General features: G+C 55.2%; 16 protein-coding genes. 7 read left to right on the top strand and 9 right to left on the bottom strand.

Annotated features, from left to right (window positions below):
- Window positions 1-64: 64 nt before the first annotated feature.
- On the top strand, window positions 65-1,159 hold the full coding sequence (locus GSQ86_RS06975) for a LacI family DNA-binding transcriptional regulator (protein ID WP_174239946.1): 1,095 nt from the start codon (window positions 65-67) through the stop codon (window positions 1,157-1,159).
- A 23-nt stretch (window positions 1,160-1,182) separates the two neighbouring features.
- Here GSQ86_RS06975 and GSQ86_RS06980 read toward each other — a convergent pair whose 3' ends face one another.
- The 3 genes from GSQ86_RS06980 to GSQ86_RS06990 form a co-directional block, all read right to left on the bottom strand.
- Entirely contained in the window at window positions 1,183-3,183 is a 2,001-nt protein-coding gene (locus GSQ86_RS06980) for a glycoside hydrolase family 97 protein (protein WP_158749241.1), read from the bottom strand.
- Window positions 3,184-3,312: 129 nt separating this feature from the next.
- Complete coding sequence (locus GSQ86_RS06985) at window positions 3,313-4,740, bottom strand: sugar porter family MFS transporter (RefSeq protein WP_158749242.1); 1,428 nt, start codon at window positions 4,738-4,740, stop codon at window positions 3,313-3,315.
- The gene (locus GSQ86_RS06990; protein WP_158749243.1) at window positions 4,741-8,145 is read right to left on the bottom strand and encodes a DUF5107 domain-containing protein; all 3,405 of its coding nucleotides are present in this window, start codon (window positions 8,143-8,145) and stop codon (window positions 4,741-4,743) included.
- 426 nt (window positions 8,146-8,571) lie between these two features.
- Here GSQ86_RS06990 and GSQ86_RS06995 point away from each other — a divergent pair, with 426 nt between their 5' ends.
- Entirely contained in the window at window positions 8,572-12,162 is a 3,591-nt protein-coding gene (locus GSQ86_RS06995; protein WP_158749244.1) for a TonB-dependent receptor, read from the top strand.
- A gap of 93 nt (window positions 12,163-12,255) precedes the next feature.
- Here GSQ86_RS06995 and GSQ86_RS07000 read toward each other — a convergent pair whose 3' ends face one another.
- A complete protein-coding gene (locus GSQ86_RS07000; RefSeq protein WP_158749245.1) occupies window positions 12,256-12,972 on the bottom strand; it encodes an SGNH/GDSL hydrolase family protein in 717 nt (238 codons plus the stop codon).
- 216 nt (window positions 12,973-13,188) lie between these two features.
- Between GSQ86_RS07000 and GSQ86_RS07005 the strand changes: the two genes are divergently transcribed.
- The gene (locus GSQ86_RS07005; protein WP_158749246.1) at window positions 13,189-13,467 is read left to right on the top strand and encodes a hypothetical protein; all 279 of its coding nucleotides are present in this window, start codon (window positions 13,189-13,191) and stop codon (window positions 13,465-13,467) included.
- Between the two features lie 138 nt (window positions 13,468-13,605).
- Window positions 13,606-15,726, top strand: coding sequence for a hypothetical protein (locus GSQ86_RS07010; RefSeq protein ID WP_158749247.1), 2,121 nt, complete (start codon window positions 13,606-13,608; stop codon window positions 15,724-15,726).
- Here the strand turns inward: GSQ86_RS07010 and GSQ86_RS07015 are convergent.
- Complete coding sequence (locus GSQ86_RS07015; protein ID WP_158749248.1) at window positions 15,723-17,618, bottom strand: PAS domain-containing sensor histidine kinase; 1,896 nt, start codon at window positions 17,616-17,618, stop codon at window positions 15,723-15,725. The genes GSQ86_RS07010 and GSQ86_RS07015 overlap by 4 nt on opposite strands.
- A 57-nt stretch (window positions 17,619-17,675) precedes the next feature.
- Window positions 17,676-18,692, bottom strand: coding sequence for a YpdA family putative bacillithiol disulfide reductase (locus GSQ86_RS07020; RefSeq protein ID WP_158749249.1), 1,017 nt, complete (start codon window positions 18,690-18,692; stop codon window positions 17,676-17,678).
- 105 nt (window positions 18,693-18,797) lie between these two features.
- Here GSQ86_RS07020 and GSQ86_RS07025 point away from each other — a divergent pair, with 105 nt between their 5' ends.
- Window positions 18,798-20,321, top strand: a complete 1,524-nt coding sequence (locus tag GSQ86_RS07025; RefSeq protein WP_158749250.1) for a fumarate hydratase — start codon at window positions 18,798-18,800, stop codon at window positions 20,319-20,321.
- 73 nt (window positions 20,322-20,394) lie between these two features.
- On the opposite strand, the gene GSQ86_RS07030 is transcribed toward GSQ86_RS07025, so the two are convergent.
- Entirely contained in the window at window positions 20,395-21,141 is a 747-nt protein-coding gene (locus tag GSQ86_RS07030; protein WP_158749251.1) for a hypothetical protein, read from the bottom strand.
- A 272-nt stretch (window positions 21,142-21,413) separates the two neighbouring features.
- Here GSQ86_RS07030 and GSQ86_RS07035 point away from each other — a divergent pair, with 272 nt between their 5' ends.
- Entirely contained in the window at window positions 21,414-21,983 is a 570-nt protein-coding gene (locus tag GSQ86_RS07035) for a cytochrome c (RefSeq protein ID WP_158749252.1), read from the top strand.
- A 9-nt stretch (window positions 21,984-21,992) separates the two neighbouring features.
- On the opposite strand, the gene GSQ86_RS07040 is transcribed toward GSQ86_RS07035, so the two are convergent.
- A complete protein-coding gene (locus GSQ86_RS07040; protein WP_158749253.1) occupies window positions 21,993-23,222 on the bottom strand; it encodes a DUF481 domain-containing protein in 1,230 nt (409 codons plus the stop codon).
- A gap of 155 nt (window positions 23,223-23,377) precedes the next feature.
- Window positions 23,378-24,583: a DUF481 domain-containing protein gene (locus GSQ86_RS07045; RefSeq protein WP_158749254.1), complete on the bottom strand. Its 1,206-nt coding sequence runs from the start codon at window positions 24,581-24,583 to the stop codon at window positions 23,378-23,380.
- A gap of 221 nt (window positions 24,584-24,804) precedes the next feature.
- On the opposite strand from GSQ86_RS07045, the gene mqnC reads away from it, so the two are divergent.
- Window positions 24,805-25,851: a cyclic dehypoxanthinyl futalosine synthase gene (gene mqnC / locus GSQ86_RS07050; RefSeq protein ID WP_158749255.1), complete on the top strand. Its 1,047-nt coding sequence runs from the start codon at window positions 24,805-24,807 to the stop codon at window positions 25,849-25,851.
- Window positions 25,852-26,277 lie beyond the last annotated feature (426 nt).

The following is a 26,277-nucleotide window of genomic DNA, read 5'->3' on the forward strand; positions in this document are numbered from 1 at the left end:
CATCGAAAACATTGACCCTGACGCAATCAATCGGTACGCTCGGACAATCACACTTCAGTCACACATGGCCATTTCAGGAAAATCCTCCGGCATCAAAGATATTGCGCGCGCTCTTAAGGTTTCCATCGGAACCGTCGACCGCGCCCTGCATGGACGCGCAGGCGTAAGCGAGAAAACAAAGGCGCGAGTGTTGAAGATGGCCGAACAGATTGGTTATCGTCCCAACCTCGCGGCCCAGTCCCTCAAACTCAATCGGCATCTTTCCATCGCAGCGATCCTTCCAAGGCACATCTCGCATTTTTTTGATCCCGTGCGCGCAGGCATTCGCGCGGCGGCGGAAGCTACCGTCGGTTTGACCGTCTCGCTTGAATTTCACGAATATCCCCGGCTTGGCGTGGGGGATGTCGAAGCCTTCGAATCCGCGATATCGCGGCATTACGACGGCATCATTTTCCTTCCCGGCAATACCCGTCGTTTCGAGCCTTTGATTCGCAAGCTCTCCCGCGCGGGAACAGCCATGATGTGTGTGGGCAGCGATGCTCCGAATACCGAGCGGGTCGGTTCTGTGGCGGTGCATGCCGCGGTAAGCGGCGCGATGGTAGCGGAGTTGCTTTCCTTCAAACTCAGCCATAAGGCCACAGTTGCCGTCTTCTCCGGAGAGCTTTCCACTCTCGATCACGCGGAAAAGCTGCGAGGCTTCGCCGCGGCGCTTGCGGTGCAGGCGCCACAACTCACCCTGCTTCCTGCGCTTGAGAGTCACGAGCGTCCCGGAGAAGCCTACCGCCAGACCCTCGCGCTGATGCAAAGCAAACCGCAGCCTGAGGGTCTCTACCTGAGCACCGCCAACAGTATGCCTGTGCTGAGAGCTCTGGAAGAGCTCGGACTCATGGGCAAAGTGCAGATCGTTACCACCGACCTCTTCCAGGAAATCGTTCCGCTCATTGAAGATGGCAAAGTCCTCGCCACTATCTATCAACGGCCTTTCACGCAGGGCAAGCTTGCCTTCGAGACCCTGCTGAAATGTCTTCTCGAAGGCGGAAAACCGCAGCCTCTTATTCGGCTCGTGCCACATGTGATCTTCCGCAGCAATCTCTCCCTGTTCAGCAGTCAAATTGCCGGCAATGACGACGAGCTCGAAACCGAATTGCAGCCGGCATAAGTACACATGCGGCATACACACGCCTATCGCCCCTTCTGCGGAATAAAGCGTATAGCGCAGCCGCCACCCGCGGCCAGGTGCAAAGTCAGCGTTCCAGTGCCACGCACAGATTGCTTGCGAATCGTAACGTCTTTCGGATTTTTATCCGCGTCGGCAGCGTCCTCATAGATCTGAGCAGTGTAAGAGCCTTTCCCGAGAAAGTTCAACGGTATCTCAAGAGTACGCGGCGTCCAGTTTGTCATGCTGCCCAGGTACCACTCATCGCCACTTTGGCGCGCAATCGTCGCGAACTCCCCCGGCCTGCCATTCAGCACATGCGTCGCATCCCAGGAGGCCGGGACATCTTTGATGAACTGAAAAGCTGGCTGATCCGCATATGCCTGCGGGCTATCGGAAACCATCTGGAATGGGGTTTGGTAGATCACAAATAAAGCGAGCTGCTGGGCGCGCGTTCCCATCACCATCGGATTCACATTCCGCGCCTGAAATCCATCTTCCGTCGCATTGTTAAAGCCGCCAGCCGTATAGTCCATAGGCCCTGCGATCAGGCGAGTGAAGGGAAAGACCGTGCGATCCACGGGACTGTCGCGTCGGCCCACTTTATTGTTCTCCATGCCCAGAACGCCCTCGTAACTCATCACGTTCGGATAGGTCCGCTCAAGACCCCAGGGAGTGTGTGTACCGTGGAAGTCAACCATCAGATGATGCTCCGCGGCCTCCCGCGCCACATCGTAATAAAACTGGATGCCTCGCTGATCGTCGCGGTTAATAAAGTCGATCTTGATTCCGGCTACGCCCCACTTTTCATAGAGCGGGAACGCTTCTTTCATTTGATCCATCACCGATTCCGAGTAGAGCCATATCCAGACCTTCACGTGCTTGGTTGCTGCGTACCGCACCAGCTCCGGCACGTCGATCTTTCCATTCATCTTGGTAATGTCGCGCCCCGCCGCCCAGCCGGCATCGAGCATCATGTAAGGAAACCCGGAGTCGGCAGAAAAATCGACGTAATATTTCATGTTGTCCGTAGTAAATGCGGGCTTGCCATCTTTGCCCACATCGCCCACCCACCAGTTCCATGAAGCCTTACCGGGATGAATCCAGCTCGTGTCCGCAACTCTGCTCGCCGGGCTTAAATCATAGACAAGCGTCGACTCCACCAGTCGCCCCGGGTCATCTGCAACCATGAACACGCGCCATGCCGAGTGATGCGGCAAAGTTCCCTGCACCGCAAGATCGGCGTTGTCGAAGCGCGGCGACAGCTTGGAAACAAACCAGTGACCGGCCCAGTTGCCGGAAGGATTCGTCACATACATGGCGCTGCTGCCTTCAAGATCGGCCTCCATCAGGCTCATCCACGCCACACCGGGTTCGTGCATCAGCAAAGGCATGCCGATCAGGAAGTGGCTTGACACGCCTCCCTGGTTGCTGAAGGCGGTCGTAGGCAGCTGCACATACTCACTCTCGTAGCTGCTGCGATAGCTCGGCAGCGCCAGCGCCCAGTCTGTGGCATCCATACTGAGGCGAAATTCCGTGTCTTCCTGTTTCAGCTGCAATTCTTTCATCGCATCTTGCGCTGGAAGTAAGTAGCGGAAGGCGACTCCGCCGTCGTAGGCACGCGCCTCGACCGTCATGGCGCGATGTCCTCCGCCGTTCTCCTGCACATGCACGGCAAGGCTGCGATACGCATCGTGCACCTTGCTGACCTTGGCGTTCATCAGCGTGTAGTCGTCGATCCCCTGGCCTGCATCACTGCCGACGATACTCACATCGGATCCAAGAGGAGCCTGATCCCCCAGTTCCAGCGCCAATCCTGAATCGTCGAGCACCTGCTTGCCATGAAATGTCAGCGAGTAGACCAGCTTTCCGCCGCCGCTCTTCGCATCTTTGGATGGTTGAATAGCGAAGTGCATCACCAGCTGCTGATCTGGCGAGGTCAAAGTCAGCGGCGCATTCTGGGCCAGAGCGCTGCCGCCTGCGGCGCAAACCGCCACACCGGCAAGTACGAATAGATAGGACTTCATCACAGGCAATCACCTCAAAGCAGAGAGAATAAAAAGTGGAAATATTGCGCTCGATTTCAGCGCAAGAGCCATATTGTGTACGTTAACGAGGATGAAGTTATTCCTCCAATGTAACCGTTGTCAATACGCTCAATGTGTCACTGAAGCTTCGATCTGCTCCAATGTCTGCCCCTTCGTCTCCGGAACCATCCCGGCAACAAACACGCAGCCAGCCACGCAAATCAAGCCGTAAAGAATGAAAATGCCGCCAGTCCCCAGGCGGTCGTTCATCAGCGGGAAGGTGTAAGTCAGCAGGAACGACGCCGCCCATAGCGCGCTCACCGCTACTGACACTCCATGCGAACGGACGCGGTTAGGAAATATCTCGGCAATCAGCACCCACGTAACAGGCGCCAGCGTCAGCGCATAACAGGCAATCGCACACAAAGTCAGCGTAAGAACAGCACCGGCCTGCCATCCTGCGCGGTAGGCAAAACCACATAATAAATGGGACACGGCAATCCCTATGCAGCCGGCAATCATCATCCATCGTCTGCCAAGCTTATCTACAAGCAGCATCGAGAGCACAGTAAACACCAGGTTGATCGCGCCGGTAATGACAATGTTCAGAAAAATATCGTTCGCCCCGTAGCCCGCGCGTCGATATACTTCGGCTGCGTAATTGAAGAGAATATTGATTCCCGTCCACTGCTGCAGCACGGCAAGAGCAACACCGATCAACACGACACGCCGAATCCCGGGACGAAGAAGATCCCGCCAGGAAGATTTCTGCTGAGACTCGGCAACCAGCGAACGCTCGATACCTTCAATTTCCGTGCTGGCATAGTTTGCTCCGCCAATATTCACCAACACCGCGCGTGCTTCGTCCTGTCGCTTACGAACCAGCAGCCAACGCGGACTCTCCGGAAGAAACACTGAGCACACGATAAAAACAATGGAAGGCACTACGACCGCGCTGAACATCCAACGCCAGCCGTACTGTACATTCCACGAACGGTAAATTTCATCCGCCGTGAGGCTCGCAACCAGTGGTTGCGCAATCCGCCAGTTCACGACCTGCGCCATCAGGATTCCAACGACAATCGCAAATTGATTGAGGCTGACGAGTCTACCGCGAATGGCCGCAGGACTGATCTCTGCGATATACAGCGGAGAAACATTCGAACTCAGGCCGATGGCGATGCCGCCAAGGATGCGCCACACAATGAAGGCGGTGAAAGAATAAGACCACCCGGTAAGTGCCGAGGAAATGGCGAACAATATACCCGCGCAAAGCAGCACACGGCGACGGCCATAGCTGTCGGCTAAATATCCCGCAGCCAGCGAACCAATCAAACATCCCACGAGAGCGCAGCTATTGGCCCAGCCCACAAGCGTGGCTGAAGTGAGATGAAAATAGACTTCGTAAAATTGCCGCGCGCCGCCAATCACTACCCAGTCGTAGCCGAAGAGCAACCCACCAAGCGCGGCCACCATGGCAATGCCCCACGCATAAACCGTACGCTCAGCCGGAATGGAAGCCGATCCGGCTGCGTTGGAAATCGTAGGGCCATGCATCTATTCCTCTCCCGCGGCGGCCAGGCTTTGAAGAAGATCCACCGTGCCCGAGTGGTTTCGATCGAGCGATTGAACACGTTTCAATAGCTTTATCGCTTCCGGCTCTTTTCCTGATCCAAGCATTGCTTGCGCACGCAAAAAGAGAGCGGTGATAGTTTGGCGCTGTTCGAGATCTTCTTCAAAAAGCAGCATGGCGGGTAGGGACGTAGCAAAGTAATCGATCTTCGGCGTCTGCTCCTCCAATGCGACTGAGTAATCGTAGATCTTTCTGAAAATTCTCTGCGCCTCCTCATCACAACCCAGGGAGCGCAATGCCATCGCGCTCCAGTAAGTCATTTCAGATACTGTCTGCACCTGCATCTGCTGAAAGTCGCCCTGATAGTTGGCAGCTCGCTGCCAATGGGCCTCCGCTTTCTGCGCTTCCCCATTTTCGGAATAGGCCACACCCAGCCAGTAATCCACCATGCTCAGGTTCATCAAGAGGTGCTTGGCCTCGCTCAGGCTCTGTGGCGGATTCCCTGCCTGCTCGAAAAATCGTAATGCTTCAGCTTTTTCTCCTGCATGCAGCGCACGCTGACCAAGCAAAAGGTTAGAGCGAACATGCTGTCCCAGGACCAGCCCCTCGCCGCCTTCCCACGGCTGAAAATGCCGTGACAGAAGCACCTTCAAAGCGAGATCGGATTTTCCGGAATTGTTATAGAGAGCGGCCAACTCAACCGAAAGATCATCGCGCCTCTCCACGAGCGCAGCGTTCGCTTCCAGTTCCGCCAGCCGTTCTACCAGCGCAATTCCAATGCGCTTTGCGAGCTGATCCTGCTCGTACAGAATGCGTGCGTCCGTCGGTGCAAGCTCTCTGGCTCGGGCGAAGGCATCCCTCGCGCATGTGGCATCATGCCTCACGTTAAAGTAGCCGAAACCGAGGTTCCTCCACGCCGTCGGAAAATCCGGATCGAGCGCAACCGCCATCTCCCATAGTGCAATCGCTTCCTCGTGGCGCCTGCGGTCGTAAAGCAGATTCCCCAGGTAGTAATGCGCACGCGCATCCTTCGGGTTTGCTTGGATCGCCGCTTCCAGCACAAGCATCTCGTCCAACCGGCTGGGAAAGACATACTCCGAATCCGCGGTCGCTGCCTTTTGATATGCATCGGAACTGCCCTGCTCATCGCCCAGTAGCCGCATCAGATGCGCCCGAGCATACAGCAGCATCGTGGCCGCTCCATCTTTCTCGCCGGGATGAGCTGTGGAGGCGATCTTCAGGGCCTCGGTTAATAAACCCGCCCGTTGTAAATCAAAAATCAGATCAAGTCGTTGCGAGCCATTCAGAGGAGCCTCGCCAGTGGCGAGATATGCGCTGAAAATATCCAGCGGATCCAAAGCCCGGGTTTGATCGAGCAATTCTCCGGCTTCTTTTTCACGGCCCACTTTGCCGAGGGCGATTATTTTCAAATTGCGCGCCAGCAGATCATCTGCATCTGCACGCAGCGAGCGCTCAAGATGGTCGAGCGCAGTTGACCATTCCTTCCTCGCGCAGTCAATTTCCGCGAGCCTCAGATAACCAGGTCCGCGCCACGCTGCATTCCAGGTAGCCTTATAAAACGCGGCGTACGCCTCCGCAGGCCGTTTCAGATACGCGAGCACAAGCCCCAGATTGTAGTGTGGCTCTCCGTCATACGGATTAGGATTTCGCTCCGTCAACCTCGCAATCGCAGTGCGAAGATATTGTTCAGCGGTCGAGAACTCGCCGCGCCGCATGTGCCAGCGACCCAGCGCATGATTCGCGCGGCTATCGCCTGCATCCCGACGAATTGCTTCTTGCCAATACGGTTCCGGGTCGCGTGTTGGATGACGATACTGTTCCAGATGAAGACCTATCAGGAACAGCTCATCGCTCGTCGCCACATCCGCAGGCAACGGCGGCTCAGTCGCAACCACAGGCGCGTCTGCAGGCACTATTTCATCCGGAGCGTAGCGCAGCAGCGTGATACCGGCCTGTTCAACTATGATTTCCAGCGAACCATCATCCGGCGCAGAAAAAGTGTGATGCAGTGGATTCCGTGGCAAAAGATCGCCCTGCCAGACATCACACTCTTTTCCATCGATACGCACGCGTACGGTGCTCTGAGACCATGCACTTGTCACCAGTAAATGCAGGTAAATTTCCGTGCTGTTCCGTTCTACACGAAGAGCGGCATGCAGATTGGCATAATCAGGTACGCCAATCTCGCGAATGGGATACCAGAACTGGCTGAAAGTCTTCGTTTCGCCCGGTGCGAGGAACGAAAAATCCGGCTGATTGTCCGTATAAACGCCAGCCATCAGCTCTACATAAGGCCCGTCGGCATCCGTCAGGCTGCGATCCCACGCGTAACCGAATTCGTGATTGCCCCATGTCCACTGCTTTTTCCCGGGAGCAACATGATGGTTCGCAACATGTACCGTGCCAGCCTGATGCTTGTGATCGTACCCACCGAAAAAGTCTCCGCGTGAGCCCGCAATCATATAGCTCGTCGGAACAGGAATATTCGCATACCAGCTGAGGTCATTCGCTGGGTAAGAGCCATCGGGGACAAAGCAGCTCGGCATCTCTTCAGCCGGTACTCCTTCTACAGCGCGTTTGCCGTAGTCAACACCGTAGTACTTCCCCTGGCTCAGAGGAAATTCCGTGATCGCACGCTTCGCGTGGTCGGCAACAAAATGCACATCGCGTGGGAAAAACGACTGATACTTTTCGTCTACACGCGTAGCTACATTTGCCCACCACAGAAATGTCTGCGTGTCCGTCGTACGGTTGTACAGCCGGGCGCGCAGTTCCAGATATGCCTTGCCTGGACTGAGCCGCAGCCCGTGCATACCTTTCATGTGCGACATGGGATCGTGATCGCTGCACCATATCGTCACTGCCCCGTCTGCTTCGCGTTCGATGGCAACATCCACTGGCATAAAGGTGGCCGGACGATGATGCTGTGGCCAGTTGAATTCCACACCGCCCGAAATCCACGGCCCGGCAAGCCCAACCAGCGCAGGCTTGATCACATTCTGGCGATAGAAAAAATCGTAGCCGTTGAGTTTATCGACACCGACATGAATACGTCCGCCGATCTCCGGAAGTACCATGATCCGGATGAACTCATTTTCCAGATGAACGGCATTCCATTCCCGGTCGTGAGGTTCAGTATCGATACGGTCAATAACCGGAAGCGGATAAATCCGCCCGCTGCTTCCCTGATACACGCGCTTTTCCAGAAATAGTGGATTGCGATCCGGAGCACCCGGCAGATAGGTCCGCATCAGCACCGGCTCTTCCCAGGCTTTTACCCTCCCGGATTCAGAAGCGGGAGCGTCGGGCAAACGGAGAGTTGCGGCCTCCACTGTAGCCGTCCGATCAGTCTCGTCGCTTATTTTCATAGATTTACGTGTCCCGCCGGGCTGGATATTGTTTTCTTAGAATGATACATAATGAGACAAGGCAGCGTGTACGTTACCGTCGACTAACCTATGGATTTTGTTTATGTTTTGTCAAGCAAAAATAAACGGCAAACGGTTTCTTCGCTCCCAAATGGAAGCACATCCCCGCCTCAGTATGGAACCTCGCAGCCCACCTTGCCAGGATTCTCTCGCTTATACCTCCTCTTTCTAACCTGTGGGTTTTCCCCACTCGAATTCGTCTCTCCACCCTTTGGGGCTTGACAATCCTCATTTTCGAGGAATACGGTCAATTCTCGGTAACGTACACACAAGCGTATGAAACCGATTTCATGGAATGGCTGACTCAGGATGAAATGAATGTACCGAAGGCTTCCTTCCATTAAGCCACACGCCAGGAGATGGACCATGTCCACTAATAATTTGAGGTCGAGGACGCAAAAGCTCGCTTTTTATGCGGGTTTCATCGTTGTTGCTTTGATGGCGCTGATACAGGGCAGAGCCGGCCTTGCACAGGTCGATCAGGGATCAATCGCCGGTGTCATACAAGATGCCAGTGGAGCTGTTGTGCCAAATGCCGCAGTTACGGTAACGAACGTCGATACTGGTCTGAGCTTTCAAACCAAGTCGAATGGAAGCGGTACATATGTAGTGACCCCGCTTAAGATCGGCAACTACACAATCACCGCGACTGCCGAAGGTTTTCAAACCACCGCGCGCGAAAACGTTCACGTAGACGCGCAGCAAAAACTGGGGGTGAACCTCACTCTCCAGCTGGGCTCGGTTTCCCAAACGATAACCGTTTCCACCGCGCCGCCCATGCTGCAAACGCAGGACGGAGCCGTCTCGCAGGTAATCAGCACGGAAACCATCAACAACACTCCATTAAATGGACGTAACTGGGTCTATATCGCCCAGCTCACCGCCGGCGTCGCTCCTCCGTTCGGCAACACGCGCGGAAGCGGCAGCGGAGATTTTGTAGCCAATGGCCAGCGCGCGGAACAGAATAACTTCATCCTCGATGGCGTCGATAACAATACCAATCTCGTCGACTTCCTGAACGGTGCGAGCTATATCATGCGGCCTCCGCCGGATGCGCTCTCCGAATTCAGCTTGCAGACCAGCAACTTCAGCGCAGAGTTCGGCCACTCGGCTGGCGGCGTGATGAACGCCAGCATCAAGTCGGGCACGAACCAGATACACGGCGATATGTGGGAGTACTTTCGCAATACCAATCTGGATGCAATCAACTGGAATGCGGGTCCGAACGCAGCAACACCGCCGTATCACCAGAACCAGTTCGGCGCTACTCTCGGTTTCCCCATCTGGAAGAACAAGCTCTTCTACTTCGGAGATATCGAGGCCAACCGCATCTCGATCAGCAATCCGACGCCAATCAACGTACCCACGGCGCTGGAAAAGCAAGGCAACTTCTCTGAATTACTGAATGGCGACCTGACCGGTGTAGGCGCGCCCACCAGGCTCTACCAGCCAAACTCGGCCGACCCAGCTCAGCCGCTGTCCTGCAATGGGCAGCAGAACGTATTCTGCCCCAATCAGATCAATTCGGTCGCCTCAAACATCCTCAATCTCTATCCTGCGCCGAATGCCAACAACGGCAAGCTCTACAACAACTACCTTGTCAACCTCGGCAACACAGACAACATCATTCAGTGGGACCAGCGCCTTGACTGGAACATCAACTCCAGCGATCAGGCCTATGCCCGCTATAGCTACCTGCATGAGATCAAGACGAACGGCCTCCCTCTGGGACCGCTTCTTGACGGCAGCGGCTACGGCGGTGAATATGACACTAACCTGGCCATGAACTTCATGGGCAGTGAGACGCACATCTTCAACCCCACTCTGACGAACGAATTCCGCTTCGGCTACAACTGGGGCGTCTTCAACTTTCAACAACCAAATGCCTACAATCCTTCCGCCGCGTCCTCGCTGGGACTGGGTCCCCAACCGCCCAATCTCAAACCCGGCCAGTACGGTCTGCCGTCGGGCTATGTCAACGGTACGATCCAGCAATGGGGCTCGGTAGGCATCAGCCGCGAATCGCAGAATGTCTACCAGATCCTCGATAACGTGACGAAGATCTGGGGCAATCATTCGTTGAAGTTCGGCGTCTCGTTTCAGGCAGTCCGCTTCTATTACATCTATGCTCCCGCAGATCTCGGCCAATATCACTGGAACGGGCAGTTCACCGGCTTACCCGGCGTAAGCAATACCGGCTCCGCAGTAGCCGACATGCTGGCTGACCAGGAAAATTATGCGACCATCTCGCAGTCGCCCAATGTCAACGATGCCCAGTGGTATAACTCGGCCTATGCGCAGGACGACTGGAAGGTAACGCCCCGCCTCACTCTGAACCTGGGCGTCCGCTACGACTACTTCCAGCCTTATAAAGAGAACTCCGGCGCGCAAGCTAACTTCGTTGTCACCGGTCCCCTCGGTATTGGTACCGGCTCCGGTGTCTACCAGTTGCCAAAGAGCCAGCAGAATGTCGACCTGGGAGCTCCGTTCCTGAGCATCCTGGCGAAAGATAATGTCTCCGTCCAGTATGTCGACAATGACCGCCTGGTAACGTCGCAGAAGACAAACTTCGCGCCTCGCATCGGCTTCGCCTACCAAGCTCAGCCAAACACAGTCTTCCGCGGTGGTTTCGGCCTCTTCTATGGCGGCCTGCAATCGAACGGCAATGGCAATCTGGGAGCGAACTTTCCTTATTCCAACCAGGCGCAGTTTTTTGCTCCTACCTGCTCCACGGGTAACTGCCCATCGTTGGCCTCACAGAACATCACACTGCAAGCCGGATTGCTTCCATCCATCGGCGCGGGGCTTCAAACCTTCGTTTCCCAACCCGGTTTCCACGCCACTGATACGGAGATCAAAACGCCATATACGATGAACTACAGCTTTGGAATGCAGCAGGCCCTTTCTCCAAGCCTCGTCGCCTCCATCAGCTATGTTGGCAACGTCACACGCCATATGGAACTGTACAGCGCGCCGAATACCGCACCAGGACTTTGGCGTCCGGGCACCAACACAAATCCATTCAATCCCTTTCCAGACCTCGGTGGCGTCGGCCAGGAACATTTCGCCGGCGTTAGCACTTACAACTCTCTGCAGACAAAACTCGAGAAGCGTTACTCACACGGCTTGTCATTCCTGGCGACATATACGTGGTCCCATGCTCTTGACGATGCCAGCGATGCGGGCGGTCTCTTCACGGCAATCGGCACCCGCAATCAGATGTTGATCCCCTTCATCGATGAGCTGACAAACTCAGTCTTCGATATCCGCAGCCGCTTCACCATCAATGGCAACTATGAGCTGCCTTTTGGTAAAGGCAGAGCCTTCTTCAACAATTCGCGCCTTGCTGACGAAACAGTCGGTGGCTGGTCGACAAGCCTCACCTGGGCCGCTCAAACCGGCACGCCGTTCACTGTCTCGCCGAACAATAGCACTGCAGCAAACGGTGGTGCGCGTGCCTATCCCGTCAAAGATCCGTTCAGCGGTGGCGGTACACCCGATCCAACCAATCCGAGCCTCAGCTCTTGCCCAACGCAGGTCAAGAACAAGCAGAACTACTTTAACCCATGTGCCTTCCGTAACCCGCTGCCCGGCGAAACAATCTCGGATGACACTCATCCGGTCGGCTCGGTCAATCCGGACGGCGTACCTGTCCTCTATCAGGCGCCAGTCACCGACCAGGCTACGGCCATTGTCCTTCTTGGCGGAAAACAGAACAACATCTATGGCCCTGGCTATTACCAAGTGAACATGTCGTTGTTCAAGAGCTTCCCGACATGGCGTGAGCAGAATCTGCAGTTCCGCGCCGATGCCTTCAACCTTCTGAATCATCCAACCCTGGGGCAGCCGAATGGATCAATGAACAGCAACGGCGGATTAATCTCTGGCCCGAAGTTCTTCCAGAACAACACTCCGGACGCCAGATTCTTTCAGCTCTCTTTGAAGTACATCTTCTAAGAGAGCCTTCCTCCCGCAGGGCAGGATGAGTTGTTTTCATCCTCCCTGCTTTTCTTCTTCTAAAAACTCCCAGTTCACCCCGCTATTTGCGCGCTATTTCAGGCGTGTGAGCGCTGTCTTGATGGACGCTGCTGCCTGATCTCCCTGCAGTGCCGCCCCTGCTGGCTGAAAATGCACCGAATCCTGATGCAGGTCCTGGTGTTGCATCATCAGCGCGTACTGGTCATCGATCACAATTCCTGCAGCCTTTACCAGCGAATCTGCAATGTCATTACGTGCATCAACCCGCGCGTTACTGGCGCCCCCTGTGGCATCATTTCGAACCGGGGTGGTCGTCGCCCAGATCATCGCCTGCGTTGAGCCTGCAAGCTTCTTCACCGCTCGTAGGAATGACGGAAACGAAGCCTTGTACTGATCCTCGGTGTATGCCCATCCGTGCATGCCGTTATTGAAATGCACTATGCGGAAAGATAAGCCCTCCATCTTTGCGAACTCCGCGATCTGATTAGGCAACCGCGGGTCGCCGACCGACGTGGACGATGCCATCAGATAAACATTCGCCGTTCCATCGAGATCTTTTGTCACTTGGGGAAAATACGCCCGCGTAATCGAATCTCCAAGCAGAAGCACATTCGGCAGCTTTGAATCCGGATGCGGTGGCCGCACTTCCCAGGTCCATTCGATCTCCTCAGGAATCGATTTGGCCTTCTGAGCGTGCAGAGATAGAAGCCCCGGCGAACAAAGCAGAATGGCTGCCAGCGCAGAAGTGGTCCCGATACCGCGAGCAAAAGAAACGTGACGAATCATCATCAAAACTGTTCTCCAAGGCAGAGTGTAGCGAATCGTGTTCGTACACGTATATCCGCCAAATAAACAATGTCTCATCTTCAGACAGAGCGGCCATCTTCCGTCTCTAAGGCCGCATCTATCTCGGAGCACACATCCTCTGATGGTTGAACATCAGGGCCCGGTAGAACGCTCTTTCGAGTGATTCCGCCAGGTACGGAATAGCAGGAAAGGTTAGCGATGCGCGTTTTGCTAGCGATTTATTACTTCTTTTATGAAATTTTCCTCGGCTGCCGCCACGATCATCTGACACGTCCTTTCACCATCAAACAGCAGAGCTATATGGTCTGCCTGGATTGCGGCAGGCATGTGTTCTACTCCATGGACACCATGCGCCCGCTGAGAGGGCGAAATTTGCGACGGGCGCAGGCCCTGCTCGCAAGTCAAATAAAGGTAATGCCGGGTGTAGAGACCGTCCAACCGCTGGCGTCCAGAGGTAACTCCCGGGCCGCTGCCTAACTCCTGTTATTCCTTCAACCGCCGTGACAAAGCGGACATGAACTTGTCTAATACTGTTTAGACCTGCTGGGCAAGCCTGTTCGCCAAATGTTCACCTCCCGCACATCCCGGCTTTACTGTGCGTGCGCGATGCTTCTTATGCTCGCAGCCGGATGCGGAACCTCGCCCGTAGGTGCCGGCAATTTCGAAAACGGCTTTGCGGTCTCCACGTCTGCAACATCCGTATCCACCACCGGCCAACTTCAATTTAAGGCGACCTTGCCCGATGGCTCTCCAGTAGCAGCAAATTGGTCAATCACCAGCACCCAAAATGACTCCTCGCTTGGAACTGGATCGATCGACGCTACCGGCCTCTATACCCCGCCAAACGCCGTTTCGAGCGACAGCGTCTCCGTCCAGGTAACGGCCCACCTGCAAAGCGATCCCACGCGCATCGCGACCGAAACCGTTACAGTCACTCCGGGCTTTCTTCAGCCGCTTATGCCCGAGAACGCAACCCTCGCTGCCGGCTCGACTCTCGAAATTTCCGCCCAGATTGCAGAAGTAAACGGCGGAACTGTGCATTGGAGCCTGGGCGACGGCGCTACCGGAACGTTAAGCCAGGCCGGTTGCGAACATGGGAGCCGGCAATACACGATTTGCAAGGTAAGTTACACCGCTCCGGGAACACTTTCAGGGTCGCAATCGGCGCACATTGTCGCAACTGTCAATGACACACAGACGCAGTCGCGACTGCATCTGCTTCTGAATACCGATGGTGTGAATTCCAGCGCCGTGACCAATCAGGCAGTGCAAACCGGACCAGTCATCCTCGGAGCGTCGGGCAGCAACGATGGCGACTACGATGTCTACAAAGATGCATCCGGCAACAGCTATATCGCCGACTGTTGCGGAGGAACGCTCGGAGCGCTGGTCGAAGACACAGAACACAACCAATACATTCTCAGTAATAACCACGTGCTTGCCGAATCGGATCAGGGCAAGACTGGCGATACCATCGACCAGCCCGGCCTCATCGACGACGCCTGTCGTCCCCTGAGTCAGCAAGGATCCACAGTCCGGTCCGTCGGCTCTTTACGCTATTACGTGCCGCTTGCTACCAACCAATCCAACGTCGACGCTGCTCTTGCCGCCGTTACGCCGGGGGCCGTGAACTCCGATGGCAGCATTCTGCAGTTTGGGCGGCCGAGTGCAGGCATGAACGCGCCTCTTGGCGCCGCTCCGCCAGTAGCAGGCACTGGGGAGACACTGAATGCTGACAACCTGGCCGGATTGCGTGTAGCCAAAAGCGGACGAACCACTGGGCTTACCTGTTCGACCGTTGAGAGCATCAATCTCTCTGTCAAAGTCGACTACTACAAAGACTGCGCCGAAACCCAGCCCTACTACACCAAGACATTTACCGGTCAGATCGGGATCGGCGGCGACAGTTTCTCTGACAGCGGCGATTCCGGTTCGCTCCTGGTTGACGCGGGCAATGCCCAGCCAATTGGGCTCTTCTACGCCGGAGGAACCGACGGAAACGGCAATGGATTGAGTGTCGCCAACCCGATCGCAGACGTGCTCAACGAACTGAATGCGCAAGCCGGTTCAAGACTGAGCATCGTCGGCACCAGGACGCCGCACCCCGTCAGCTGCCTGAATTACGACAGTAATACCGCAGTGGCCGCATCCTTGCCCGATCTCTCTGACAAGGCTGAGGCTCGGGCCAGAAGCGCGAGTCAGAACGCAGCTACAGAACTGGTGAACCATGAAACAGGAGTTCTTGCTGTGGCTGCAGGAAAAAGCGCAGACAGCCCCGGTGAAGCCGGCGTCATCGTGTACGTCGATAAGAACAGCTCCTCGCCTCTGCCGCAGACCGTCGCCGGCGTTCGCACAGTTGTTGTCCCCACCGATGCAGCGAGCGTGGCTCGCGGCAATGCGCCAAAACTGCCGGCATTTCTGAGCGGTATTCAATTACCTGCGGATGCGCTTAGCCACGCCGAAGCTGTCGAACGTGAATACGCCTCAAAGATGCTTGGCGATCCGGCGATTTTTGGTGTGGGAGTTTCTCAAAGCCGAGATAATCCTCGCGAAGCGGCTCTGCTGGTCTTGATCGATATCAATCGGTCCCCGGCAAGCATGCCTGCAACGCTCGGCGGCCTGCGTGTACGGTACATGCGCCTGCACCGCTTCCATGTAACTAAGTCGAAATTTGCACCTGCGCGAATGACGTCAAGCTGCGCGCTTCAATCGATGAAGGCTGCGCCACGTCGCTAGAGTACCTGGGAGTCAGCCTGCAGGCTTGCCTTATCCTCTGCATGGTCGCGCGCTAACGGGAAGAAAATCATGAAGACTGATCCTGAACGATGAGCGCCGTCATCCTGTTGATGATCAGCCACGCGACTGCGGATGCGAACCGTGCCACCATGCTTGCTGATAATTTCCGCACTCACCCATAGCCCTAGTCCCGTGCCGGTTGCTTCCTTTGTCGTGAAGAATGGCTCGAAAATTCGTTGAGATACCTCAAGCGGCATCCCGCAGCCGGTATCCATCACAGAAAAGCGTATGCCCTCCACTTCAGAGTCATCCCACGAACGGGAGCGCCGGATGCGCAGAACAAGCTTACCCGGGCCAGGAGCCATCGCGTCCAGCGCGTTGCCGATCAGGTTTGCAAACAGCTGGCGCAACTCCCCCGCGAAGCAGAAGAGTTCTGCATCGGTCTCGTATTGCCGTTGCACATCTACCTGCAGCGTATTTACGCGCCCCTGGTGCAGCGTCAGCACAGAATCCAGCAGCTCCGGGATATTTGCCGTTATCGGCAACGTAGATTGACGATAAAAGCGCAATGTTTGCTGGGTGATCTCAGAGACGCGCGCCAGTTCATGCTGCGCCAGTTCGACATATTTTTTCGTCTCCGATGTGAGTGCTTCCTGCAGCTTGATGAGGTAGAGCAGATTCGTCACCGCTTCCAGCGGATTGTTAATCTCGTGTGCGATGGACGCAGCCAGACGTCCCACCGCAGCCAGCTTTTCCGTCTTACGGAGAGCCACCTCAGAACTGCGCCGCTGCGTAGTATCAACAATGACAGCGCCAACCCATCGCACCACGTTCGAACTGGTCCGCACCGGGTAAATATTCACCAGCCAGCTGCGCGGCTGCCCCAGGTGCTGCTCCAACTCTCCCGTTAATTCAAGATCCTGTACCGCTCTACCGGTCTCGAACACGGAATCGATGGCGCGTTGCATTGGAATCGCAGCCGGTTCAGGAAATACCTCATACACTGTTCGACCAAGGTGACGACTGATCGAGGTGTTATTCATGTCCGCCAGAAACTGATTGACGCGGACAAAACGGAACCTGCGGTCAAAGAACGCAAAACCTATCGGAGCATTTGCCAGCATCGAATCGAGCAGCGCCAATGTGTCGTTCAAGCCGGAACGTTGCTCGCCGATCGAAGCCACCATCATATTGAAGGCCATTGTCAGATCGGCAGCCTCGTTCGTCGCCGAAACCTGCAACGGAAACGCCGAGGTGTCTTCCGGATCGCGTACGATTCGACCAGTTGCCAGGATCAATATCTGGAGAGGGTTGGTGATGGTTCGAGCCATCAGCGTTGCGAGGAGAGTGCAACCCAACACGGCAACGATTGCGGAGATCAGCGTGATGCGCAGCAGAGTGTGCATCTGTAGCCGATCCGCATTTTCATCGGGATAAATCCAGACCAGCGCCTGCACTGCGCCATGAATCCTTATCGGCGCCACAATTTCGCGCAGGTTGTCCTTCAGAGTAAAGAGAGTAGGAGCATCCAGGTTGCGAAGGTAATTTCGCTCCACCTGGGTAAGATTCAGCCGGCCATTCATGGAAGCATCCGTGCCGACAATCGTTAAACCTTGAAGGTCCGTAATCTGTATGCTGCCAATGCTGGGATAGGCTAGCATGGCGCTGACCAGTTTCTGCAGCGCGCCCCTCTTGCCCTCTTCAAGAAGTACCCCTGCCTGGAGGGCAAATTGCGACCCCTGGTATTCCAGCCGCCGGTCCACACGGAGCTGCAGCTCGTTGTGCTGCTCCCGCAACAGGAATACCGCGAAGATAGCCAACACCAGTAGCTCGAAGAGCGCCAGCCCCGCAATCAACTGCCCGCGAATTGTTCGAGGCCTAAGAAAAGCCATTGTCCTCAAAAGCGCTACGTCTCCCTTCTATGGCAACCGGGAGATTCACTCAATAACTTATGCTTTTATCGCCGCCGACAACTTCTCTTTTAAATCGGATGCAATTTGCTTGCCGTGAAAGCGCCCGTTTTCTATAAAGATTTCGTTCGTTCTCTCGCCTGCGATAATCACGCCTGCAAGATAAATTCCATCTACATTGCTCTCTAAACTCTGCGGATTGCATGCCGGGCAGCGGTCTTCGCTTTCGAGCTGCACACCAAGCCCTGTCAGGAAATCGAAGTCCGGATGATAGCCAGTCATCGCAAATACATAATCGTTCCGGATCGTCAGCTTTCCCTCTGGTGTTTGTATCGTCACCGTATCTTCCTCAATATTCTCCACCTGGCTCTCAAAATAAGCCATGATCTCACCATTCTTGATTCGATTTTCAATGTCTGGAAGAATCCAGTACTTCACATGCTTGTGCATCTTCGCTCCGCGATGCACGATCGTCACACGCGCTCCATGCCGCCACAGATCAAGCGCCGCAATTGCGGCCGAATTCTTCCCTCCGATGACCAGCACATCGAGATCGAAGTAAGGGTGCGGATCGTCGTAATAATGGTGTACCTTCTGCAGATCCTCACCGGCAATGCCTAGATAATTCGGCAGATCATAATAACCGGTCGCCACCACCAGCTTTCGCGCACGATGCGCAATCTTTCGTCCGAAGCGATCCGTGACATGAACGCGGAAATCGCCGTCAAAGCCGGAGATCGAATCTACGTTTTGATACTGGCGTAGGTCCAGTTCATAGTGCTCCGCGACTTTCCGGTAATATTCGAGCGCCTCGTTGCGTGTCGGCTTCTGATTCACGCTAGGAAACGGGATGTCGCCAATTTCAAGCAGTTCCGGCGTTGTGAAAAATGTCATGTGCGAGGGATAGTGAAATAGCGAATTGCAAAGGCAGCCCTTGTCCACCAACGCACTGCGTAGTCCGGCACGTTGCGCTTCGATAGCACAGGCCATGCCTGTGGGGCCCGCGCCAATCACGAGGACATCAAGAATCTCTGAAGGATCTGTCTTCCCGTCCATCCCTCTAGCTTAGACGATGGAGCAGCGCAGATGCTTACTCTATGTACTCACAATGGCAAATCCAAATTCATTTATTCTAGGAAAGCAAAGGATTTCTCAATTTCCATGGCGACGATCAAGCAGGAAGACCTGATTCAGAGCGTGGCAGACGCGCTGCAATACATCAGCTATTACCATCCAGTCGATTACATCACCAACCTGGCCAGGGCCTACGAGCGTGAAGAATCTCCCGCCGCAAAAGACGCAATGGCGCAGATCCTTATCAATTCGCGCATGTGCGCCGAAGGCCATCGGCCCATCTGCCAGGACACCGGCATCGTCACCGTCTTTCTCAAAATTGGTATGGATATCCGCTGGAACGCGGAACTCACCGTCGAAGAGATGGTGAACGAGGGCGTGCGCCGCGCCTATCTCAATCCGGATAACGTGCTTCGCGCTTCTGTGCTCGCAGATCCCGCTGGCGCGCGCAGGAACACCCGCGACAATACCCCCGCTGTCGTAAACGTCCAGCTTGTGAAAGGTGGCGAGGTTGAAGTGATCGTCGCGGCCAAGGGCGGCGGCTCCGAGGCAAAGTCAAAGTTCGCCATGTTGAATCCCTCCGATTCCATCATCGACTGGGTTCTCAAGACCGTCCCCACGATGGGCGCAGGCTGGTGTCCGCCGGGAATGCTCGGCATCGGCATTGGCGGCACAGCAGAAAAGGCAATGCTGCTGGCCAAAGAAGCGTTAATGGAGCCGATCGACATTCAGGATGTCATCGAGCGCGGTCCGCAGAACAAAATTGAAGAGCTCCGACTCGAGCTATACCGGAAGGTCAACGAGCTCGGCATCGGCGCCCAGGGTCTCGGCGGCCTTACTACCGTGCTCGACGTGAAAATTCTCGACTACCCCACCCACGCTGCCAACCTGCCCGTCGCAATGATTCCCAACTGCGCGGCAACGCGGCATGCGCATTTCGTTCTCGATGGCTCCGGTCCGGTAGCGCTCGAACCGCCGTCGCTCGAAGACTGGCCGCAGCTCACGTATGACACTTCCTCCGCACGCCGCGTAAATCTCGATACCGTCACGCGCGAAGAAGTAGCGACCTGGAAGCCCGGCGAAGTACTGTTGCTCAACGGCAAATTGCTCACCGGACGCGATGCCGCTCACAAGCGCATGACTGACATGCTGAACCGCGGCGAAAAGCTGCCCGTCGATTTCACCAATCGATTTATCTACTATGTTGGTCCCGTCGATCCCGTTCGCGAAGAGGTCGTCGGCCCTGCCGGCCCCACCACTGCCACGCGCATGGATAAATTCACCCGCCAGATGCTCGAAACTACCGGCCTGCTCGGCATGGTTGGCAAAGCTGAGCGCGGTCCGGCTGCAATCGAAGCCATCCGCGACAACAAGGCGGTGTACCTGATGGCGGTAGGTGGCGCAGCCTACCTCGTTTCCAAAGCGATCAAGGCATCCCGTGTGCTGGCTTTTGAAGACCTCGGCATGGAAGCGATCTATGAATTTGAAGTCGCCGATATGCCCGTGACAGTCGCCGTTGATTCCCAGGGAACCTCAGTGCACCAGACCGGCCCAAAGGAATGGCAGGCCCGCATCCAGGCCCATCTCGGCGGCGTGCCCATTCTCGCTTGAGAGCTGAGTCCTCATTCCAGGCCAAACAAAGCCGCGCTTATAAGCGCGGCTTTTGTTCATACCCGAGTAGAAATTATTGCCTTCCCCACCGGTAAACAACGCTGCCTTCCCAACCCAGGTTATTTTGGGTTGAGCTGCCGTACCGTGTCATCAGGTAGCTTGGGGTAAGCCGCACTGCAAGCGTCGGGCTCAGGTTGTAATCTACCGAGGCGCTCGCGCCAAGGTTAAAAGCATTGCCATCGCTGTAGAGTCCGACATACTCAGGGGGAAGACCGCCCGTTCCTGTGCCGAAGTTTCCATGCCCCACACCCGCAAGGACCCGACCTGTCCATCCCCAATGCAGTCCTTCAAAGAAGCGCACCGTCGGTCCCGCCATAAATGTGTACTGGCTAATGCTCGGCTGATAGACGCCATAAGGATTCCGGCCTGTATAAGTCGTGCCATAATAGCCACGCGCATCGGCAGTAATGCCGATCTTGCCGAAAGCGTAGTCCGTAATACCCGCGTGCCAGCCCGCCTCATTCATGCGCTGCAGGTCGCTACCCGGACGGAAGCGCAGGTAATTGCCGCCAAAATACGCTTCGTATTTATGCGTGTAGGTATCCTGGATGATCTGCTGCTCGCGCAGCTTGCGGCGGGCCTTCACGCGCTCCTGCGCCTGCCGTAGTACCTGTGCGCGATCTTGCGGTGAAGTCTGAACCGCTGGCGCCTGTGGAGCCGCCTGGGTGGTTGTATCCGTAGACTGTGCCCGCGCCTGAAGCGCCGCAAAAGAAAAAATGGTGAATGCCAGAACCGGGTAAAAACGGTTTCTAAAAAACATGAATCTTACTGCCTCCACTGCCGGCGAAAACAAAAATTGAGACGATCGGTCTTCCTTCAAAAGCCGGAAACGACGCTCCAAGGCCAAAGCTCTCTTTATTTTAGAGCACAGATTGCCTCTCAGCCCCGCTTGTTCCGCTTTTTGGCGTTCACGCGTCCACCCACGTCTAAATAGACTCCCTTCCTCGTAAAAAGCACTTGCGCCCTCACCGACGCCCTGCTCTTCTTAGGAAGATCAAAAATTCGCATCTCATGTTGGGAGACACGAGACTGATGAAATTCTTACTGGGCCTGATTATTGGCTTGATTGCCTTGCCAATTGCCGCATTCTTCTATCTTCGCTCAGGGAATCCGCCCGTTGCCGTCCTTGACAGGCCATTTCCGCTCGAAAACGAGATCGTTCATGCGCCGCTGGGTGCACGCATCCACCGCGAAATGCCAACCACAGCCGCCATCTCGGCCAGCGAAGCAAATATGCTCATCGGCGCCCGCATTTATCGCGAACAGTGCGCCGCCTGCCATGGTCTCTACGGCCGCCCCTCGCCCTTCGCCAAAGACATGTATCCCGATGCGCCGCAACTCTGGGAACCACACGGAAACGGAGTAGTCGGCGTCAGCGATGATCCGCCGGGAGAAACCTTCTGGAAGGTAAAAAACGGAATCCGCCTCACCGGTATGCCCTCCTTCGTCCACGTTCTCAACGACACCCAGATGTGGCAGGTCACCGTACTTCTCGCCAACGCCGATAAGCCGCTGCCCGGCAACGTGCTCGACCAGCTGAAGCAGCCGCTGAACTTGGCCCTGCCAGAGCCGCAACAATCAGCCATCCCTAAACTACCCTGAACATCGGAGTTAATACTTTGAGTGGATCGCGTAAGTTACGCCTGTCGTGAACTGAAATGAATTGCGCTTCGTAGGCGGTTCAGCTGGTGGCGGATCATTCAGATAGCTGTCGTTCGTGCCGATGGTGAAACTCAAAGACTTATAAAAAGGAAGCAGCAGCGTATTCGATTCGCTCGCCGAATAAGCGCGCACATAATTGTAGGCAGGGATATACGACACTTGCTGGTTGAATACGATGCTGCGCGGCAGCCTCAGCGCATATGTCGCGGCAAAAGTTGAGCCAATCAGGTTCTGATTCGTGCCATCCGTCGCTGCGTAGAATTGCTGCTTTTCATACTGCAGAGTCGCTTTGAAATCGAGCGACTGATTTTGCTTCTTAATCGCCGTCAAACCAATGCCTGCGCCATAAATCTGCTGCAGCGAAAGCCCCTGGCTGAAGTTGTGATCGAAGGCAGTCTGCGCCAGCGCATAAAATCGTGTCGAGAAATACTGATCACGCTCCGCATCTACGTGATAAATCGAGCTCTTCGTATAAGAAGAGGGCACATAAGTGCCGTCCGACTCAATATAAGCCGGATCCGTAATCTTTCCGTATGTCTGGGAATAGTTCATGGTTGTACGGTTTCTTGTGTCCAGCCACAGCACTGTGGGAACAATCCGCGCCAGTCCCGCTTCAGCCGTAAAGGTGTACTGATTCTGAGTTGCCTGAATGATCGTCGTTCCAGCTGTCACGCTCCCATTCCAGCCGGCAAAAAATCCTGGTGCTCCCCGCAGTTGCCGGTCAAATGTCGCCTGGTCGACTATATATTGCGCGCTCTTCACCGGAATCGGCTCAATCATCACCTTCTCGTCTGAAGGCTGCACATGAATATTCCCATCAGTCATACCAATGGTTCCCACCGCAATGCCCTTAGCGCGCTCTACTGTATGCACTCCCACCTCATGCTGCAAAACCGCGAACTTCGATGAAGAACGCAATTCCTTTACCTTGTCCCACGGTGCGCTCAAGTCGCCCACAATGTCGCTATGAAAAAATACTGTGCCGCCCACTTCTCGCAGAAATTTTCCCGAAAGCTGATCGCCATTCGTAAACACGATAACGTCCGGAGGACCGGCATCTTTCTTCTTGCTACCGGCTCCATCCGCGCCCGAGGCATATGCTGCCTGGAATAAACCAATCAATACGACGAAGAACAACAAGGCGGAAGGCAGGGAAAACAGCTTTCGCGCAAAAGCCATGAGTAAACTTCACTCCTTTTACTGATTTTTTAAAGGTCTTGGGGCGCACGCCCGTCGGAGCCTTCCTCGCGGAAAAAGGCAGTTACTTCTATGCTAACGCGTGGAAACAGAAAAGGCCGGGCAGCTTATGGCATGCCCGGCCCTTCGCGCCGCAATTAGTATGCGGATTTAATGGCGTAAGTTACGCCGGCAGTGAATTGAAACGAATTGCGTTTTGTCGGCGGAAAGGTAGACGGCACATTATTCAGATAGCTGTCCAGCGTTCCCACCGTAAAGCCGAAATTCTTATATGCGGGGAAGGTGAGCGCATCCGTCTCGGAGAAAGAATATGCGCGGGTATTGTTCCAGGCCGGAATATAAAGAAGCTCCTGGTTAAACACAATTCCCTTCGGCAGCTTCACGGTGTAGTAGCCTCCAAAGGTTGAACCTATGAGGTTCTGATTCTCGTCTGTCGTCGTGTTGAAAAACGCCTGCCGCTCATATTGCACCGTAGCCTTCACATCAAGTTCATGCTTCGGCGTCTTGAGCACCGTGTAACCAATTCCGCCGCCATAAATCTGCTGCAGATCCAGGCTCTGGCTGTAGTTATGATCAAACGAAACCTGACCCAGGAAATAGAACCGCGGGGATACATATTGGTCGCGCTCTGCATCAGCATGGAAGATCGAGCTCTTCGTATATGTTGATGGCACAAAGACACCATTCGCATCAGTATACGCGGGATCCGTGATCTTACCGTAAGACTGCGAGTAGTCGACCGTCGTCCGGTTTCGGGGATCAAGCCAGCTCACCGTCGGCACCACACGCGCGAGGGCAAGATTGCCGTTAAACGAATACTGATTCTGCGTCGCCTGCACAAGCGTCACGCCTGCGGTCGCCGCTCCGTTCCATGCCTGGAAAAATCCGGGTTTCCCGCGAATCTGCTTATTCAAAGTTGTCTCATCAACAACAAACTGCGCATTTTTAATCGGAATCGGAGGAATCGTAGCATTCGTCGTCGACTCGACTGTGATCTGATCATTCGCTACCGAAATCTTTCCGATCGGCACACTGGAAGGAATCTGACCATGCTTAATCTGCACGTTTTTATCGAGCACAGCCAGTTTCTCCGCCGTGTGCAGTTCCTTGATCTTGCTCCAGTCGACATTGATATCGCCCACTATGTCACTGTGAAAGGTCACGGTATTGCCAATGGCCTGCACAAATTTTCCGGAGAGCTGATCGCCATTGGTAAAGACAATCGTGTCAGGCTGCGTTTTCGGCTTATCCTGAGCAGCGACTGATCGCACGGCGACGGTGATGAGCACAGCAATGAAAGGAAAGATGGCCAGCCGCAGGGCGCGGCGTGTAGGAATCAACATACGGAAACCTTTGCTCCTGAAAAATATTTACACCAATGAAACGTAAATCTGGACTTTCTGGCCGAACTTACAATCTCTCAGATGCAACAACAGGACAAAGGCAGCATGTACCCAACCTCAGTACTCATAAGCATGATAACCCGATATGCTGTGCCCGTCTCGCCGGGGGCTGCATAAAATGCGATGTGGCAGCCTGCGCGGAGAACACATAAAATAGGGATATGTCGATCACACGCCAGCAAGCCCTCGATTACTTCCACTCTGACGACCTCATCGGTCTCGGCATGGAAGCCGATGCCATGCGCAGAAAGTTGCATCCCGAAGGCGTAGTGACCTACATCATCGATCGCAACATCAACTACACCAACTTCTGCACCGAGTACTGCACCTTCTGCGCCTTCTATCGCCCACTCAAAGGCAAGCAGGCTTCCGAAGGCTACATCCTCGACTTCGAAACCATCTACGATAAAGTCGCAGAAACAGTCGCCATGGGTGGCACCGGGGTTCTGATGCAGGGCGGCCTGCATCCTGACCTCAAGATCGAATGGTTCGAACGCTTGCTGCAAGGCATCAAGCAGCGTTTTCCCCAGGTCTGGATGCACTGTTTCTCCGCCTCGGAAATTCTCGCCATCGCCGAATACAGCAATCTAAGCGTGCGAGACACCATCATCCGCCTGCGCGATGCCGGCCTCGATTCCATCCCCGGCGGCGGCGCTGAAATTCTCGACGATGAAGTGCGGCACCGCATTGCCCGCCTCAAATGCGGAACCGAAGATTGGCTTCTTGTTCACCGCACCGCCCACCAGCTCGGGATGCGCACCACGGCCACCATGATGTTCGGCGTGGGCGAAACCTTCGAGCACCGCGTCAATCACTTCGAGCAAGTACGCCGCCTGCAGGAGGAAACCGGAGGCTTCACCTCCTTCATCCCGTGGAGCTTTCAGCCCAACAACACCGCTCTCGGCGGTCGCGGATGGGACGAGGCTACAGCAGTCGAATATCTGAAAGTACTGGCTATCTCCCGCCTGTATCTATCGAACATTGAAAACGTACAGTCCAGCTGGGTCACACAGGGATTAAAGGTCCTGCAGCTCGGCCTCCGCTTCGGTGGCAACGATGTAGGCTCCGTCATGTTGGAAGAAAATGTAGTGAAAGCAGCGGGCACCTCCAACTGCACTACGGAAGAAGAACTGCGCCGGATCATCCGTGACGCAGGCTTCAGGCCGGTGCAGCGCGACACCCTCTATCGCACCATGTTCCTCAACTAAACGCCGTCATTCTGACCCTGAGGTACGAAGGGGAAGAATCCAGAATTTGTCCCAACCATTGAGTTTGCCAAGTTTCTCGCGAGAAATCCGTGAAGCGTCTGGCACGTTGAGCATCCTTTAGATTCTTCACTGGGCTCAGAAGGGCGTTCTCTGCTCCATCAACATCAATATCCGCAACAAATCGCATACAATTAGCCTTTTAGGTGCGTGGAGGCAAGGCTCTGCTGTCGATAGCTCTGATAAAGAATATGTTCATCTCTGCGCCTGCATTGCTGGCGCAGGCGAACCAGCACAGCCTGTCCCACTATCTCCGCTCCCATTATCAGGACCGCACCTTCGAGCACCTCTACCGCTGGAACTGGTTCGACACGGCGCTGCTCGTCCCTTATTTTCTGGTCATGGTCATCCTCGCGTTTTACGGATTGC

It is taken from the genome of Acidobacterium sp. S8 (genome assembly GCF_009765985.1).
Lineage (GTDB): Bacteria > Acidobacteriota > Terriglobia > Terriglobales > Acidobacteriaceae > Alloacidobacterium.